The following is a 15,622-nucleotide window of genomic DNA, read 5'->3' on the forward strand; positions in this document are numbered from 1 at the left end:
TCCAATTCAAGGAGAGGAAATTTGAGGATGTCGGCTTGAGGCGAAAATGCTTGATGAATCAATGTCGGCGCGACGTAATCATTGCCCACGATAGCCCGCGCTCACGACTAAATCGCGTGCGATATAATTCGCTCATCATGAGACATCCGTCTGATGCTGACGAGGACGCAAATGAAACGTACCGACGACACAAACCCCACCGCCATCCTGAAGCTGGCCGACTATCTGTGCTTCACGGTTTACTCGACGAATCTGGCCTTCGGCAAGGCATACAAACCGATCCTCGATGAACTGGGCCTCACGTACACGCAATACATCACCATCATTGCGTTATGGGAAGAGGACAACGTGACCGTCGGCAGGCTCGGCGAAAAGCTGTTTCTCGAATCGAACACGCTTACGCCGATCCTCAAGAAGCTTGAAGCGATGGGTTATCTGCATCGGCAGCGAGATCCCGCGGATGAGCGTCAGGTACGCGTCGGTCTGACCAAAAGTGGCCGGCGTCTGCGCGAAAAAGGTCTGGATATGGATCTGATCGAGGCTTGTGGCCTTATGCCCGAGGAATTCCCGAAAGTGCAGAAAGCGATTGCCACGCTGCGCGACAATCTCATCAAGTCGGTGCAGGACCGCGAATGACCATGCATGTGTTTGCGCCAGGTACGCGGACGGCGGCTCACCGCCGTCCACGATGGCATTAACGCAATTTCCTGAATGCAAGTCGAAGGTCATTCGTAAGGGCTTCGGGCTGCTCCCACGCCGCAAAGTGTCCGCCTTTCGCAGGCCGGTTGTAGTAGATCAGATCCGGGAATGCCTCTTTCGCCCAGCTCTCGGGCGCCTGATAAAGCTCGTCCGGAAACGCACTGACCGCGACCGGAATCTTGATGCCCTTCGGTGCGAAGAAGGCGAACTTGTTCTCCCAGTACAGGCGCGCAGAAGACACTGCCGTGTTGGTGAGCCAGTAGAGCGTGACGTTGTCCAGGATGTCATCGCGTGTCAGGCCTTCGCTCTGACCGTCGAACACGCGTGCAATGAGCGCGTAGCTGCGTGCATCGTGATCCAGCATCCAGGACGCGAGACCAATCGGCGAATCTTCGATTCCATACAGCGTTTGCGGCCGGTTCGACATTTCTTCGGCGTAGGCGAGACCATGCTTGTAGAAGAAATCGAGCTGGTCGTAGGCACGCTGCTCGTCAGGCGACAAACCCGATGGCGCCGGACCGCCCGCATGAAGTGCGCGCTCGATTGCGGGCGGCACAGCACCCGGCATGTTCGTGTGAATACCGATCAGCCCAGGCGGCGCCTGCACGGCCATCTGCTCGGTGACGGCATCGCCCCAATCGCCGCCTTGCGCGACATACCGTGTATAACCCAGACGCTTCATCAGCACGGCCCAGGCACGCGCAATACGTGCGGGGTCCCAGCCGAGATCGATCGGCTTTCCAGAGAAGCCGTATCCTGGCAGCGAGGGAATGACCACATCGAACGAGTCGGAGGCATTGCCGCCGTGCGCGGTCGGGTTCGTCAGCGGGTCGATGACTTTGAGCTGCTCGATGATGGAACCGGGCCAGCCATGCGTAATGATGATCGGTAGCACATTCTTGTTTTTCGACCGGACGTGGATGAAATGAATTTCTACGCCATCGATCGTGGTAACGAATTGCGGCAGCGCGTTCAACTTCGCCTCTGTCTTGCGCCAGTCATAGCCGGTCGCCCAATATTGCGCGAGCTTCTGCATGGTTTCGAGCTGCACGCCCTGGGACGCATCGCCGACCAGTTCGCGGCTCGGCCATTTAGTCGCGCGGATCCGGCGGCGAAGATCGGCGAGCGCGGCGTCCGATGCGTGGAAATGAAACGGCCGGATCGATGTGTCGTCGGGGTGCTGCCCCTGTGTGGGGGCGGCTGCGTTGTTGGCCTGCGTCGTAGCGGGTGGCGCGGTTTCGGCTTGAGCGGAGGACATGGAAGGAAAAACCGCCATGCTTCCGAGCAAGGCCGAAGCGGTGATAAGCCGCCTGTACGTGAATGTTTGCAGGTAGGTCATTTGATGCGCGCTCCTGATGGGTGTTGAGATGAACATAGGCTTCGATGGATGGATTCGTGGACATCTATCGTTTGCTACGGCTTTGCGGCCAACTGATACCTCTGCCGCACCAGATCGCCGATACGCATCCGGTCGAGAGTCTTCGTCGGGCGTAGCGGTGGCACTGGTGCTCTTGAAATCGTACACGATTACATCGCATGCGATATAATAGCTCAGCCGACAACGAAGTCAACCTGTTTCCAGGTTGTCGAGATTCGCTTGACGTTGGATTTTGCTCAGAGCGGGCGCCGTGCGGTTGGCAAATCGCACGCGCCCTTGTGTTGTGAGGCCGAAATGTTTTCCTGCCGTCAGAGCGCGAGCGTAAGCGAGCCTTCCACACACGTGACACAAGAACCACCAATACGCACCTTCCCACCCGCATCCACACTCACCTTCACGCGCCCATCCCGCCCGACACAACGCCCTTGCGCAGCCACGTAGTTCGTTCCATCGGATGGCAGCAGACCACGCTCCCACTGGAACACAGCCACGCTACCGTTACCGCTTCCACAAACGGGATCCTCTTCGACGCCGGAGGACGGCGCAAAGGTACGTACCTCTATGGCTGCATCTCCATGCTTGTGCACACCGAACACGGTCAAACCTGTGACGCGGTGTCGCCGTTCGAACTCAGCGAGTCTCGCAAGATCGGGCCGCAGATCGATGACGGAAGCCGCGTCGTTCAGCTGTGTGATAACCCATTTAGGACCGACATTCACGATGGCGGGTACGGTCTTCGCGGTCACGTTGCAACTCAGGATGCGCTCCAGATCCGCAATATCGGCTGCATCTAGTGACGTCATCTTCGAAGGCGGCAAGTCGAACGTCAGCTCGCGATCTTCGCCTTGTCCTTCGACCGTCAATTCGATGAGGCCGATCTCGCATTGCTGAATCAACCGGCCACCCGGACCAGGTAGAATGCGGCCAGCTTCAAGAACCGCGTGTGCACTGCCCAGCGTCGGGTGTCCGGCAAACGGGAGCTCGCTTCGCGGCGTGAAAATCCGCAAGCGATAATCGGCACCGGCTGTCGTAGGCGACAGGACGAAGGTCGTTTCGGAAAGGTTCGTCCAGCGCGCGATGGCCTGCATCGCGTCGGTGGTCAAGTCGTCGGCGTCCAGTATCACGGCCACCGGATTACCGAGAAGCGGTCGCGAGGTAAAGACGTCGACTACCTTATAGGATCGTTTCATAGGGGCTCCGCTCAGAACGCTCCCGTTCACCCGGGAACCGGATTACTTCGTGCCTTTATCTGCCACCACGCCATCGATCTCGGTGTGCGTGATTCCGTACTTCGCCATTCGCGCGCGATGATCGGCCGCACCAAGGTAATCGCGAAGTTGCGCATTCACGGCCTGTAGAAGACTGTGATTGTCCTTGCTAAACGAGAAAGCACCGACAGGCGATCTACCGTCCTTGCTACTTTCGTGCGCAACGGCTTCCAGTTCCTGGTTGGCATCGACAATCACGCGATTGCCAACCGCCGTGGCCGCGAATGCATCGATCTTTCCTGCCAGCAATGCGGCGACCGCCTCGGCCTGCTCCTTGAACATCACGATCTGGCTATCGCTCACGCCGGCCGACTTTGCAGCATCGAACTGCACCTGTCCGGGGATGATCCCCAGTCGTGCGTCGCTGCGTGTCGCCACGGCGTCGTAACTCGTCAGCGCTTTCGGATTACCCCGATGCACGACGAAGCCATCGCCAAGCGTCCAGACCGGCACGCTGAACGCCACGTCCTTTGCGCGTTCGGCCGTGACAAAAATCGGCACGTTCATATCCCAGCGGCCTGCCTGCACACCCGGCAGTAACTCCGGAAACGTGGTCACTTGATAGTCGATGGACGACGCACCGATCGCCCGAAGTATCACTTCGGCTAGTTCGATGTCCGCGCCCTTCACGGAACGATCTTCGCCGGTCCAGTAGAAAGGCGGTTCCTCGATATAGGCGATCCGTACTTTCATGCTTTTACTCCATGCGTTTGGGGGTCGACATCCCGGCCATTTACGTTTCGGCCTTGCGTCTCGACATCATCATGGCTGATACAACGTACTAGCGTCCAGAGCGGACGAAAGCTCCGGCAATGCAGGTCCCAGACGTGAGGGTCGCAGATAACCGAAAGAAAAATCACTGCCCCGCAGACTGCGCCATCACAACCTGTCCGAATTCACCGTTCTGAAACGCCCTGACCCGGTCTTCAAGTTGCTCACGTGTATTCATGACAAACGGCCCGTGCCTCGCAATGGGTTCATCCAGCGCCGGACCGGAGAGCACGACGAAGTGGCTGCCTTCGGCAGAAGCAAACTGAATGGCTGCAATGCTCTGCGCAGCGTCTTCATCGAGCGCCACGCCAATTGCTTCCCCCGCCTTCAACTGCCGCACCTTGCCCCCAACCTCGACCTGTAACGCGCCCGAAACGGCATAGATCATCGCACTCCATCCACGCAGTAACTCATGGCTAAACGCAGATGAGCGCGAAAGAAAAGCATCCAGCAGCGTGAACGGTTCAGGTAGCCGCAACGTGTGATCGGCGCTCACATCATTGCTACTCCCCGAAACCACCCGCACGCGAACACCAGGAGCCACGATCTCGGGAATTTCACCCGGTTCCACATGCACGGCATAAGGCGCATCGAACTTCTTGCTGGCCGGCAGATTCACGAAGATCTGCAGCGCGTGGACGTGCTGCTCGTCGCCCTCGGGCTGTTCGGTATGGACGGCTCCGCGACCAGCGGCAAACCAGTGCAACGCGCCCGGATTGATCGGACCTTGATTGCCGAGCGAATCGTAATTGACATGCGGCCCTGTCGCGTCCTCGAACACGTAGGTCACCGCCGAAATACCGGCATGCGGATGCACCGCAAACGTCGGACGGGTCATGTGGAAATGATCGAGCATGACAACAGGGTCCACCAGTCCGCCGAACGATTCCTCACTGAAGTGCTTCGCGCAAAAAGCCTTGCCGATGGTCATATCGTGACCGGCGACGACAGGCGACACGCGCACGAACTTATCCATGGCGATACTCCTTCTTACTGTAGCGTTAAGCTCAAAACCGTCCGGGCATAGAGGCGCGGACGGCTTCGAGGTTGTCCGGACGAAGACACTACGTGTCCTCGCCGAATTGGATCATGGCGTCAGCGTTAGTTACCTGGCCTTGACGTTCTTGAACTGCCACACCAGGTTCGCAAACGGCATGTCGAGGTCGGAATACACCTGCTGGGCTTTCGGATCGTCGTTGCCGTGGAGCATTTCCACACCGGCCGTCGCGTAGTCAGTCACCGGAATGCCTGCGCCCGCCAGGCGTTGCAATCCAACCGTGCGCTTGGCATCGCTGAACGTGCCGGACGCGTCGAGCACGACACGCGGATCGTAGCCAGCGGCCTTCAGCGACAGCGCCGGGAACGTGGCACAGACCTCCAGCGAAACACCGGCGATCAACACCTGTTTGCGACCGGTCTTCTCGATGGCGGCGCGGACATTCGGATCATCCCAGGCGTTGATCGAGGTCCGGGCAATCACCGGGACACCCGGAAGCGCAGCGGTCAACTCGGGGGTCGTCGGGCCCCACATGCCGTCGGGTACCGTCGCCGTGACGATGATCGGGATACCGAGCGTCTTCGCGGCTTTGGCGAGCGCCACCACGTTGTGCTTGAGTTCACCGACATCGATGTCGCGCACGCCGGTGAAAAGACCGATCTGGTGATCGACCAGTACCAGCACGGTGTTGTCTCGCGACAGCAGCGAATACGGCGCGCCCGACGGTGCGACCGCGCTCGTCACGGGCGCCGCGCTGGCGGTCTGAACCGTCGCAGCGGAGGTAGCGACGATAGCCAGGGGAAGAACGACAGCTTTCAGCAGATTGGAGAGTTTCATGATGTGTTTACCCGTGACATTTGGATGCGGCATCGGCGTATCGACGCTTTGCCGGACTGTCCGGTTCGTATCTGTTCCGGTTGAGATGAATCATATTCAGGCAACGACAAGCGATAAATAGGGTATTTATCAACCTATCGTTGCACACAGGAAACGATAGAATGGATCACCTCAAGGCGACCTGGACGTCGAATGAACTCCACCTCTCTCGATCTGAACGACCTCTACCTGTTTGCTCAGGTCATTGAGCAGCGTGGTTTTACCGCCGCTGGAGAGTTACTCGGCATCAGCAAATCCCACATCTCCCGGCGGGTCACGCATCTGGAAGCCAGTCTCGGCGTTCGGCTACTGCAGCGAACCTCGCGCAGACTGAGCCTGACCGATGCCGGCGAGGAGCTTTACGCGCACTGCCGGGCCATGATTGCCGAGGCGCAGGCGGGCGAAGAAGCCGTCCGGCGCCGGACTGCCGAGCCGACGGGACTCGTGCGGGTCAGCATGTCGGTGGCGATCACCGACATCCTGCTGGCCGGACTGCTGCCCCGCTTCATGCTGCGTTACCCGAAGGTCCGACTCGCGATCGAGGCCAGTAACCGGCAGGTCGATCTCGTCGAAGAACACATCGATGTGGTGGTGCGCGGGTTGAGTTTCGACGTGGAGCTTTCGAGCCTGGTGCAGGCGCCGCTTGGCACAGCGCGCTGGGGGCTCGTGGCGAGCCCTGTGTACCTCGCAGGGATTGGGATGATCGATGAGCCGGACGCGCTGCCTCAAGGCGATCTGCTGATCTACGAATCGATCAACAAACCGGTAACCACGCTGCGCCTGATCGACGCGCACGGCGAGGTGGTCGTACGGACGATTCAACCGCGGCTGCAGAGCGACAATCTCGCGGCGTTGAAGGAAGCTGCGCTAGCGGGAATGGGTATCGCGAGCCTGCCGCTCTATGCGTGCGCGCGTGAGATCGAAACGGGAACCTTATGCGTCGTGTTGCCGGAGTTTCGCTCGAGGGAGGGCCGGCTGGCTGCGCTGTTTCCGACGCGACGCGGAATGATGCCGGCCGTACGAGCCTTCGTCGATTTTCTGAAGGAGGAGTTGCCGCCGTTGCTGGGGTGATGTGGCTACGTTACCCGTACTTGCGAGATGTGGCGGTCGTCTCCTTCAAGACCACGTCTGGATTCTCTGCTTGCGAGCTAGCGAGACTCCGAACCGATGACGCCGCGAAATTCACCCGCACTAACCGGCCTCACCCACCGACGCGCTGTCGAGTATCTTCACGATCTGATCCGCCAGAATCAGCACATTCGCGTTGGATGGACGCGGTCGCCCGGTCGGCCTGAAAATCCGGTCGCCGCGCCGTATCGGCGCACCGGTCAACGCGCACTTGCCGCTACCCCGCGCCACGGTCGCAGCCCATCTCTGCTCGCCGTAGTGACAACGCCCAGGCTCCAGCCAACGCATCCAGACGTCGTCAGCGCCGCGCTCCAGAATCGAGACTTCCGCTTCCAGTCCAAACAAATGATGTCGTACCGTAGTCATGAAAGCTCCTTGCGCTCTGCCGATCAGGCATAGCTGGGTTGAAGCAGAGAGGAATGCATCCGGGCCTTCGCATAGCTGCGCAGTTTCTTTCGCCCAACCGAGGCATCCGGCAGATCGATTAATCCGCGCTCCGTCGCGATGCGTGCGGCCTCGGTCCGGCAACTGGCATCCAGCTTCGACATGATCGATTTGACGTGAGCCTTCACGGTCCCGACTGCGATCTCCAGATCACATGCAATCGACTTGTTGCATTGCCCCATCGTCAGGAGCCGCAGCACCTCGCCCTCGCGACTCGTCAGCATGTCGCGCCCGGAGATCTGTGCCAGTTGCTGCGCCAGTGGCGGGCACAGGTAGGTGCCTCCGTGCCCAAGCGTCCGGACGCCGGCAAGGAGATCGCACACCGGCGAGCTGGTCAGCACGAAACCGTGGATGCCCTGCTCCAGTGCGCTTCGTACGGCATGCTCCCGGACCTGATCTGAGAGCACCAGGATGCGGGCCGATTGGAGGCCTGGGCCGTGCGTGAAGTGCCGGCTATCCTGCGCAATCCTCGCCGCTGTCGAGCTTTCTGCCACGACGACATCGACGCTTCGCTCGACAGCAATGTAGCCTTCGCCGAGTACCTCGATATCAAGTGCATCTGCAAGGGATGCGCGAACGCCGGCCTGCAACAACGGTGTGGCGACAGATACAAGTACCGCGATCCGACGCCCGGTTTGATGCTGACTCATTTCGCCCTCCCCTGGTGATGGCAAGTGACTTCGCCGTACCTTTATCTTTAACGACAGAAAAGGCGGGGTCGAGTTATCCGTTGTTAGCTAATTGATAGCAACCGGAAAAACACCCTTCGACTGATGGCCCGCTTCCATCACCAGGATTGAGTAGATCGTCTGGCATAGAGGCGCGATAAGGCCGTGCCCACAGGGGCGGTGTCCGCCCTAACCACACATAACAATCCATAGCGTCGCCTTTGCCCGGATTGGCTCATGATGGCGGCATGTGTTACTGGGCAAATTACGATGCAGCCTGATCAATCCTCGAAAAACTGGCGGGAAATCGCCGATGACGTCGTCGTTTCCTTCGTGGATGCAGTCAACACCTTCGACGCAGACACCCTCACCGGCCTCTTCGCGCAGAACGCGCATGTGAACGACCAGTTACGTGACTTCTGGGGTATCGATGCGATTGGCGACTGGATTCGCAACGAAATTGTCGGCGTGCGTTTCAGCATGGATGTGCTGCAAGCCAGACGGCATTACAGCGATCTGATCCTGCTGGCCAAAGTCTCTGGTGATTTCGACAGCACAGGCTTGCCCGATCCGATGATCCTGAGCTTCAATTTCCTTGTGCACGCGGGAAAGGTGGCTCGATTGATCATCTTGCTGACGCGAACGGACGACGCAGAGCCCGATATTCGGAAGGCGCTTTAACGATCGCTTTTACAAACAGCAGCGAGCAAAAGAAACGCCCCTGGAATGCTGACTTCAGGGGCGTGCATGAACGTAACTGCTGTCGCTCTACTTCACCGACGTAGCAGCCTTCTCGATCAACGCGGCGACATCGGCGGGACGCGACTCGTACACGGCGTGGCTAGCCGACGATTCCGCAATGACCGCACCGATGCGCTGGGCCATCGCGTGCTGGGCCGGCGGCGGAATCATCCGGTCGTGCGTGGTCAGCAGATACCAGCTCGGCTTCGTATGCCACGCAGCCGTGGTGATATCGCCGGCCAGTGCGGCCACACCCCATGGCACCTGAGCATTGGCGAGGAAGCTGGCGCGCTCAGGCGCCACGTCGCCGGCAAACGCCTCGGCGAACTTCGTCTTGTCCAGCATCAGGAAACCGTTGACCGGCGGCAGGATCGGCGGAACCGCGGCACCGGGCGGCGGATTGGCGATCAGCTTTTGCACCGATTCGCCGCTATCCGGAGCAAAGGCTGCGATGTAGACGAGGCGCGCGACCTTGGGATCGTTACCGGCTTCCGTGATGACCGCTCCGCCGTACGAGTGGCCGACCAGCACAACCGGGCCATCTTGCGCCGCGATCACGGCTTTGGTCGTCGCCACGTCGTCGGCGAGCGAGGTCGTCGCGTTCTGCACGATGCTGACGTTATAACCCTTGGCCTTCAGCAGCTTGTACACCGGTTCCCAGCCACCGCCGTCGACGAAGCCCCCGTGCACCAGCACCACGTTCCTGACAGGTCCGGCAGCGGCACTTTGCTCGACGACGCCAAGCGTCCCCAGGCCGACGGTCAGCATGCCGAGAAGGGTATGCCGAAAAGAGAAAGGTTTGAATTGCATGTTGGTCCCCAATCTTAAAGAGAGATGGTCGTGCATGCCCTCATGGATGATTTGCCGTTGAGGTCGCTAGCACATCGATAGTTTGATCGATCGATGCGCTGTATCCATCACCAAGATTGAGTATGTCTTTTGGCATAGGCCGCATGGCGACTGCAGCCTGGGTCGTACTTTCCGCGCCCGCTAGTTAAAGAGGTTTAGCCGAGCAGACTGCGCGCGAGCGAGAGGTCCAGCGAGATTTCATCGCCGGCTTCCGCTATCAATGGATCAAGCAGGCGCTGGGCGTCGTCCTGTCGGCCTGTATCGACCAGATGTTGAGCCAGCGCGACCGCCGCCTCGATCTGACCTGACTTCACCCCTTGCGAACGGGCGAGCTCGATCGCCGCGCGATAGCTTTTCTCGGCTTCAGCAGCCTGCCCCGCGGCTGCAAGACAGTATCCGCGAACGGCCAGTAACTCCGGCATGCGAAGGAAGTCACCACACGTATGGATAAGCGTCTCGACTTCGTCACACATGGCGAGCGCCGCCGAATGCAGCGACATATCGGACAGCCCCTTTGCCAGAACCGATAGCGACACGCTGGTCACCATTCTGTAGCGGCACTCGTGCAGTACGTCCACCGCACCTCGAATCAGTTCGACGCCTTCAGCCGGTTGGCGTCGGGCGATCAGCAACTGTCCACGTGTGATGCGCGCGAACGCAAGATAGGGCGTGAGCGAATGTTGTTTCGCCACGCGCTCGATCGTTGTTGCGATCTCCTCCAGGCGTTCGACATTGCGCGCCCAGATGTACACGGAACCGGCCCAGATAAGCGCGATGCAATAGGTCACCGCATGGCCCGATTCACGCGCCTTCGCGATGGTCTCTTCCGCGATGACGATCGCCCTCGAATAGTGCCCGGTGAGCCACAGACTGCGTGCGAGGCCACACAACGCCCGGATGTGAAAGTCGAAACCGAGCTTCGACGTCGTACTGGACGACGCGCCCGAGCTTTGAGCGAAGCACCGCTCCCAATGGTGCATCGCCTCATTCACATTGCCGACGAGGTGTAGGGCAACGCCCATGAGCGAGTCGACGATGGCGCGCGACTCCAGGTCGTTCAGCTCGGTCAGAAGCGACTGCGCTTTGCGGGCGTTGTCGAGCGCATCGGTATAGCGCCCGTCTCGATGCAGCAGCACCACGTAGCCGTTGAGCAGATGAAGCGTGCTGCGGAAATCCCTCAATTGCTCTGCAAGTTCGATGCTTCGGCGGTATGCCGTTTCGGCTTCACTACCCCCCGTTGAGAACATCAACGATTGACCGAGCGCACCTTGTAGCCGCATTTCGAAGGACGATCCGGACAGTTCGGGTGGCATCTGCGAGAGCGCGGTTTGAGCCCATCGAGCGCATTCAGCGATTTTCGACAGTTGCAGCAACAGCGGACACAGCGAAGCCGCCAGCCTGAAAGCGTCGGACCTATGTTCATCCGCCCGGAAATGCCATTCGAGTGCCGCCCGAAGATTGGACATCTCCAGCACCACGACATCGAGCGCGTCCTTGTCGAGATTCCCGGCCGCATACTGCTGCGCCCAGTTTCTGAAGTAGCCGGCCAGGCGCTGCGAGACCGCGGCGTCTTCGCCGATGTTGCAGAGTTTCTTCCAGCAATAGGACCGTGTCGTGTCCAGCATGCCGTAGCGAAGCGCGGCTTCGCCCGCATCCACGGTAACCAGCGACTTCGACACGAGGCTCGCGATCAACTCGATCGCCACCGACCTGTCGCCATCGAAGCTACAGATTTCGATAGCCGCATCGAGAGAAAACGTTGCGGCAAACACCGAGAGTCGATACAGGAGGCGCTTCTCGTCATCCGACAGAAGCTTGACGCTCCAGTCGAGTGTCGCCCCCAGGGTCTGTTGACGCGGCACGGCGGTGCGCCTGCCGTGCCACATCAACCTGACACTCGCATCGAAGTGCGACGTGATGGCCTGGAGGCCCAACGCCTCGATGCGACCGGCGGCGAGTTCGATGGCGAGCGCAATGCCATCCAGTTCTCGACAGAGCTGCGATGCCAGCGGCGCGTCGCTGTCCTTGAGTTCGAAACTCGAGCAACTGGCGACCGCGCGGTCCACGAACAATCTGACTGCGGGGTAGGCAAGCGCTGCTTCTGCGGTTGTTCCAGCGCCTTCGGGCGGGAAGGCAAGCGGCTGCAGACGATAGACAAGCTCGCCCTCTGCGCGCAGCGGTTCGCGGCTGGTGGCAAGAATATGGACCTTGGGGCAGATGCGGATCAACGCTTCGGCAAGCTCGGCGGCTCCCGCGATGACATGTTCGCAGCAGTCCAGCACGATCAGCGTGTTACGGTCAGCCAGATGCGTGGCGACCGCGGGCAGATCGTCCGAACGGTTCTGCAGTCCGACCGCCGTGGCGACGGACGAGCGCACGAGTTGCGTCTCCGAAATTGCCGACAGGTCGATAAAGTGCACATCGCCGTTGAACTGCCGGGCCACGGTCTGCGCGCACGCAATCGCCACCGTGGTTTTGCCGATGCCGCCGGGTCCTACCACCGAAACAAGGCGCCGCTGCAGCAGGTTCGCGACGAGCGCCTCCACCTCTTCGTCACGCCCGACTACCGGCGTGGCGGGCGCCGGCACCGATTTGAAGGTGCTGGCTATAGCCGCCTGGGCAGGCGCGCCCAACGTCCGACGTTCGACAGAAGCGACGAACGTGTAGCCTTTATTGGTTGTGTTGGTGATATAGCGACTACCGCCTTCTCCCTCGCCGAGCGCCTTGCGAATGGCGACCATATGGAAGCGCAGGCTGCCTTCTTCGACGAGTACGTCGGGCCAGACCCGGGCAATCAGATCCTGCTTGCTAACCGTTTCTCCTGCGGAATCGACCAATGCAATAAGCAGGTCGAGCGCACGGCCACCGAGCCGCACGGGTACACCGTCTCGCTCCAGCAGACGCTCTGAGGGAGACAAGGTAAACGGTCCAAAGGAAGCACGCCATTCTGTATGACGTCTAGGCTCTTGAGGCATGGCGGCGGAAGCGATGGCACTAAGCGACGGGGACCAGGCGATGGGCACGTCTCGTTGCGGTCGATGCAAACTATATCATGTGCGAGCGTGCATACAATGCAGTCATAAATAGACTTCACGCAAGTGTCATGGAGCGCGGAATCGTGCCATCGCGCCGGATTCCGCAACATGCCCTCAGTTTTAGCGAGGTGCCCGGGACCCAGGTGGACGCCCGTCGCGCCCTGCTTCGGAAGGAATCAAATACGGCTCGAGTTCGATCAGGACTTCATGAAGCCTGATACGCAGATCCCGAGGCACTTGCGCCATTAGCTCGGCATAGGCGTCGGTGGTGACCTGGCGCATGGCTTCGATTCTTTTCAGGCCATCGGGTGTGAGTTCGACGCATTTCTGCCTGCGGTCTTCAGCCGATTCCCGACGATCCACCACGCCCTCCCGGTACAACCCGTCGACCATACGGCTCGCCGCGGCCTGGCTCAAGCCAGTCACTCCGGCGATTTCCGCAATGGTTTGCGTCTCGTGAAACTGGAGATGAAACAGGGAGATGATGCGCGCGAAGGTCACATCGCCGTTCAACATCGTCGACGCGTGGTGAAACACCCGCGAGGCGACCAACCCGAACAGCAGTTCGAGTTTCATTCCAATGCTGATTGCCCTTCCTTTCATGCTTCCACCTATTTCTGACAAGTCATTGCGCCGGCACTACCCGTTCCGGGTGGATTTTCGCAGATATTCGCACCTAAAACATTCACACCTAAAACGTAGACTGAGTACACGTCGACATGACCTGACGATTCAACCTGCCCGCACCTAGTATTCGATCTCGACCCGCTTCGTGCGAGCACGTTTGACGAGCGTGAGGAACGCCTGCAAAACCGCCGATGAATCTCCGCGCCGATACAGGCAGTTCAATTCGATCTGCTTGAGCACCGGCGACTTCAAAGGCTTGTAGACGACACCAGGAAGACGCAGGTTTGCAGCCGACTCGGTGGTGATGCATATGCCGAACCGGCTGGCCACCAGCGCGATACAGGTCACGACGTCCTCGACCTCCTGCTCGATGCGCAGGCTATACCCCTCTTCACGGAACGCGGCCGCTACTTGCTGGGCGAGCCCGTAGACGGGAGCGTTCGGATAGACAATCATCGGCTGGTCATGCATGTCCTTGAGCGTGATGAATTTCCTGGAACACAGCGGATGCCCCTCATAGAGCGCGACGAGGAACGGTTCTCGCTGTACCCAATCCACTTCGATATCGGGCTCGTCCGGTACGAGCCGGTTGAAGCCGATCGTGATACGCCGTTCCCGAAGCGCCACGATCTGTTCGGTCTTCGACATATTGTGCAAACCGATCTTGATGTTCGGGCGCTGGGTGTGAAATTCGGCCAGCAACCTCGGGATGACGTTCAACACACCCGAACTGAAGATGCCGACGTCGAGCCTCCCCGTCAGTCCTTGCCCCGCCAGTTTGGCCAGCTCGGCAGCGCGCTTCGACAGCCCGAGTATGTTGGGTACCTCTGCCAGCAGCGCCTTGCCAGCCTCGGTCAATTCCGTGCCCTTTGACGAGCGCACGAAGAGCTGCGCCCCAAGTTCCTCTTCGAGCGCGTGAATGTTGCGCGTGAGCGGGGGCTGCGTGATGTGAAGACGCTCGGCGGCGCGGCCGAAATTGAGTTCTTCGGCCAGCGCAAGGAAGTAGCGCATCTGTTTCAGTTCCATCTGTTTGCTCCTCCATGCTTCACAACTTCACAGTCATGCGGAATGATTAGCTCATACCGAATCGGTATCGATTTTCCAAAATATAGCATTGGACGGGTTGCTTTCATTTGCCCAATATTCACTCAACGACGACGTCCACGACCGGATGCCAACAGGAGGCAGAGCGTGATCATCAACAACCAGCAGGAAGTGACGGACGCGGTACTTGCGGAACTCGCCCGTGCAACCGACCCTCGCTTTCGCGACATCATGTCGGCCGCTGTGCGGCACTTGCACGGGTTCGCTCGCGAGACACGACTCACCGAAGTGGAGTTTCACCAGGCTTGCGCGGTGATCGCCCGACTCGGTCAGTTGAGCACCGCATCGCACAACGAAGTCGTCCTGATTGCGGGTTCGCTCGGCCTGTCTTCGCTGGTTTGCCTGCTCAACAACGGCGACAGTGGGCAGACCGACACGACCGCCAACCTGATGGGCCCGTTCTGGCGCATGGACTCGCCGAACACACTCAACGGCGGATCGATCGTGCGTAGCCCGACACCCGGCGCACCGATCTTCGTGAATGCCTGGGTGCGCGACCGGCACGGACACCCGGTTCAGGACGCGGAAGTCGACGTGTGGCACACCTCCGCCGACGGCTTTTATGAAAATCAGGACCCCGAGCAGGCCGATATGAACCTGCGCGGCAAGTTCACGACCGATGCGCACGGCCACATCGCCTTTCGCAGCGTGAAGCCGGCGGGCTATCCGATTCCGGTATCGGGCCCTGTGGGTGATCTGCTGCGTGTGCAGGGGCGTCACAACATGCGACCGGCGCATATCCACTTCATGATCTACAAGCCTGGTTTCAAGACCCAGTTCTCCCAGGTGTATTCAAGCGACGACCCGAATCTGGAAACCGATGTGCAGTTCGGTGTGACGCGTGCGCTGGTCGGGCAATACGTGTTGCACGACGGCGAGAAGGCACCGGCCGATGACATCAAAGGGCCCTGGTACTCGCTCGATCACTACTTCGTGATCGAGGCCGGTGAAGCGACGTTGCCCAGGCCACCCATTACCGGCAAGGCGCATGGTGCGCGCCCTGACCAGACCATCCTCGCGCGAAGCGCCTGATATCG

Annotated in this window: 15 protein-coding genes; 4 read left to right on the forward strand and 11 right to left on the reverse strand. The window is 59.8% G+C overall.

Translation table 11 applies throughout. The features are described from left to right. Nucleotides 1–171 precede the first annotated feature (171 nt). Nucleotides 172–636, forward strand: a complete 465-nt coding sequence (locus BWP39_RS25005; protein WP_096726159.1) for a MarR family winged helix-turn-helix transcriptional regulator — start codon at nucleotides 172–174, stop codon at nucleotides 634–636. Between the two features lie 58 nt (nucleotides 637–694). On the opposite strand, the gene BWP39_RS25010 is transcribed toward BWP39_RS25005, so the two are convergent. The 5 genes from BWP39_RS25010 to BWP39_RS25030 form a co-directional block, all read right to left on the reverse strand. Then, nucleotides 695–1,957 carry an epoxide hydrolase family protein gene (locus tag BWP39_RS25010; RefSeq protein ID WP_235851473.1) on the reverse strand — a complete coding sequence of 421 codons (1,263 nt, stop codon included), beginning with the start codon at nucleotides 1,955–1,957 and terminating at the stop codon, nucleotides 695–697. Between the two features lie 428 nt (nucleotides 1,958–2,385). Next, the gene (locus BWP39_RS25015; protein WP_096724951.1) at nucleotides 2,386–3,267 is read right to left on the reverse strand and encodes a PhzF family phenazine biosynthesis protein; all 882 of its coding nucleotides are present in this window, start codon (nucleotides 3,265–3,267) and stop codon (nucleotides 2,386–2,388) included. A gap of 42 nt (nucleotides 3,268–3,309) precedes the next feature. Further along, complete coding sequence (locus BWP39_RS25020; RefSeq protein WP_096724952.1) at nucleotides 3,310–4,038, reverse strand: transporter substrate-binding domain-containing protein; 729 nt, start codon at nucleotides 4,036–4,038, stop codon at nucleotides 3,310–3,312. Between the two features lie 163 nt (nucleotides 4,039–4,201). Continuing rightward, nucleotides 4,202–5,092 (reverse strand): pirin family protein, encoded by an 891-nt coding sequence (locus tag BWP39_RS25025; protein ID WP_096724953.1) that lies wholly within the window; start codon nucleotides 5,090–5,092, stop codon nucleotides 4,202–4,204. Between the two features lie 129 nt (nucleotides 5,093–5,221). After that, on the reverse strand, nucleotides 5,222–5,950 hold the full coding sequence (locus BWP39_RS25030) for an isochorismatase family protein (protein WP_096724954.1): 729 nt from the start codon (nucleotides 5,948–5,950) through the stop codon (nucleotides 5,222–5,224). Between the two features lie 192 nt (nucleotides 5,951–6,142). On the opposite strand from BWP39_RS25030, the gene BWP39_RS25035 reads away from it, so the two are divergent. Beyond that, a complete protein-coding gene (locus tag BWP39_RS25035; protein ID WP_096724955.1) occupies nucleotides 6,143–7,060 on the forward strand; it encodes a LysR substrate-binding domain-containing protein in 918 nt (305 codons plus the stop codon). A gap of 120 nt (nucleotides 7,061–7,180) precedes the next feature. On the opposite strand, the gene BWP39_RS25040 is transcribed toward BWP39_RS25035, so the two are convergent. Beyond that, on the reverse strand, nucleotides 7,181–7,483 hold the full coding sequence (locus BWP39_RS25040) for a DUF3331 domain-containing protein (protein WP_096724956.1): 303 nt from the start codon (nucleotides 7,481–7,483) through the stop codon (nucleotides 7,181–7,183). Nucleotides 7,484–7,506: 23 nt separating this feature from the next. Next, nucleotides 7,507–8,211 carry a response regulator transcription factor gene (locus BWP39_RS25045; protein WP_096724957.1) on the reverse strand — a complete coding sequence of 235 codons (705 nt, stop codon included), beginning with the start codon at nucleotides 8,209–8,211 and terminating at the stop codon, nucleotides 7,507–7,509. Between the two features lie 255 nt (nucleotides 8,212–8,466). Between BWP39_RS25045 and BWP39_RS25050 the strand changes: the two genes are divergently transcribed. Beyond that, on the forward strand, nucleotides 8,467–8,910 hold the full coding sequence (locus BWP39_RS25050) for a hypothetical protein (RefSeq protein WP_133116930.1): 444 nt from the start codon (nucleotides 8,467–8,469) through the stop codon (nucleotides 8,908–8,910). An 87-nt stretch (nucleotides 8,911–8,997) separates the two neighbouring features. On the opposite strand, the gene BWP39_RS25055 is transcribed toward BWP39_RS25050, so the two are convergent. From BWP39_RS25055 to BWP39_RS25070, 4 genes are all read right to left on the reverse strand, one after another. Continuing rightward, nucleotides 8,998–9,780 (reverse strand): alpha/beta fold hydrolase, encoded by a 783-nt coding sequence (locus BWP39_RS25055; protein WP_096724959.1) that lies wholly within the window; start codon nucleotides 9,778–9,780, stop codon nucleotides 8,998–9,000. A gap of 194 nt (nucleotides 9,781–9,974) precedes the next feature. Continuing rightward, on the reverse strand, nucleotides 9,975–12,737 hold the full coding sequence (locus BWP39_RS25060; protein ID WP_157915180.1) for an ATP-binding protein: 2,763 nt from the start codon (nucleotides 12,735–12,737) through the stop codon (nucleotides 9,975–9,977). 237 nt (nucleotides 12,738–12,974) lie between these two features. Continuing rightward, entirely contained in the window at nucleotides 12,975–13,430 is a 456-nt protein-coding gene (locus BWP39_RS25065) for a MarR family winged helix-turn-helix transcriptional regulator (protein ID WP_157915181.1), read from the reverse strand. A 171-nt stretch (nucleotides 13,431–13,601) separates the two neighbouring features. Beyond that, nucleotides 13,602–14,507 carry a LysR family transcriptional regulator gene (locus tag BWP39_RS25070; RefSeq protein WP_096724962.1) on the reverse strand — a complete coding sequence of 302 codons (906 nt, stop codon included), beginning with the start codon at nucleotides 14,505–14,507 and terminating at the stop codon, nucleotides 13,602–13,604. A 165-nt stretch (nucleotides 14,508–14,672) separates the two neighbouring features. On the opposite strand from BWP39_RS25070, the gene BWP39_RS25075 reads away from it, so the two are divergent. Beyond that, on the forward strand, nucleotides 14,673–15,617 hold the full coding sequence (locus BWP39_RS25075; protein ID WP_096724963.1) for a dioxygenase family protein: 945 nt from the start codon (nucleotides 14,673–14,675) through the stop codon (nucleotides 15,615–15,617). Nucleotides 15,618–15,622 lie beyond the last annotated feature (5 nt).

The organism is Paraburkholderia acidicola (genome assembly GCF_002362315.1).
Taxonomy (GTDB): domain Bacteria; phylum Pseudomonadota; class Gammaproteobacteria; order Burkholderiales; family Burkholderiaceae; genus Paraburkholderia; species Paraburkholderia acidicola.

What these genes read in the sequence shown, in the direction of transcription:
- BWP39_RS25005 (WP_096726159.1), top strand. Translation starts at nt 172, where the DNA reads ATGAAACGTACCGACGACACAAACCCCACCGCCATCCTGAAGCTGGCC.
- BWP39_RS25010 (WP_235851473.1), bottom strand. Translation starts at nt 1,957, where the DNA reads ATGTCCTCCGCTCAAGCCGAAACCGCGCCACCCGCTACGACGCAGGCC.
- BWP39_RS25015 (WP_096724951.1), bottom strand. Translation starts at nt 3,267, where the DNA reads ATGAAACGATCCTATAAGGTAGTCGACGTCTTTACCTCGCGACCGCTT.
- BWP39_RS25020 (WP_096724952.1), bottom strand. Translation starts at nt 4,038, where the DNA reads ATGAAAGTACGGATCGCCTATATCGAGGAACCGCCTTTCTACTGGACC.
- BWP39_RS25025 (WP_096724953.1), bottom strand. Translation starts at nt 5,092, where the DNA reads ATGGATAAGTTCGTGCGCGTGTCGCCTGTCGTCGCCGGTCACGATATG.
- BWP39_RS25030 (WP_096724954.1), bottom strand. Translation starts at nt 5,950, where the DNA reads ATGAAACTCTCCAATCTGCTGAAAGCTGTCGTTCTTCCCCTGGCTATC.
- BWP39_RS25035 (WP_096724955.1), top strand. Translation starts at nt 6,143, where the DNA reads ATGAACTCCACCTCTCTCGATCTGAACGACCTCTACCTGTTTGCTCAG.
- BWP39_RS25040 (WP_096724956.1), bottom strand. Translation starts at nt 7,483, where the DNA reads ATGACTACGGTACGACATCATTTGTTTGGACTGGAAGCGGAAGTCTCG.
- BWP39_RS25045 (WP_096724957.1), bottom strand. Translation starts at nt 8,211, where the DNA reads ATGAGTCAGCATCAAACCGGGCGTCGGATCGCGGTACTTGTATCTGTC.
- BWP39_RS25050 (WP_133116930.1), top strand. Translation starts at nt 8,467, where the DNA reads ATGATGGCGGCATGTGTTACTGGGCAAATTACGATGCAGCCTGATCAA.
- BWP39_RS25055 (WP_096724959.1), bottom strand. Translation starts at nt 9,780, where the DNA reads ATGCAATTCAAACCTTTCTCTTTTCGGCATACCCTTCTCGGCATGCTG.
- BWP39_RS25065 (WP_157915181.1), bottom strand. Translation starts at nt 13,430, where the DNA reads ATGAAACTCGAACTGCTGTTCGGGTTGGTCGCCTCGCGGGTGTTTCAC.
- BWP39_RS25070 (WP_096724962.1), bottom strand. Translation starts at nt 14,507, where the DNA reads ATGGAACTGAAACAGATGCGCTACTTCCTTGCGCTGGCCGAAGAACTC.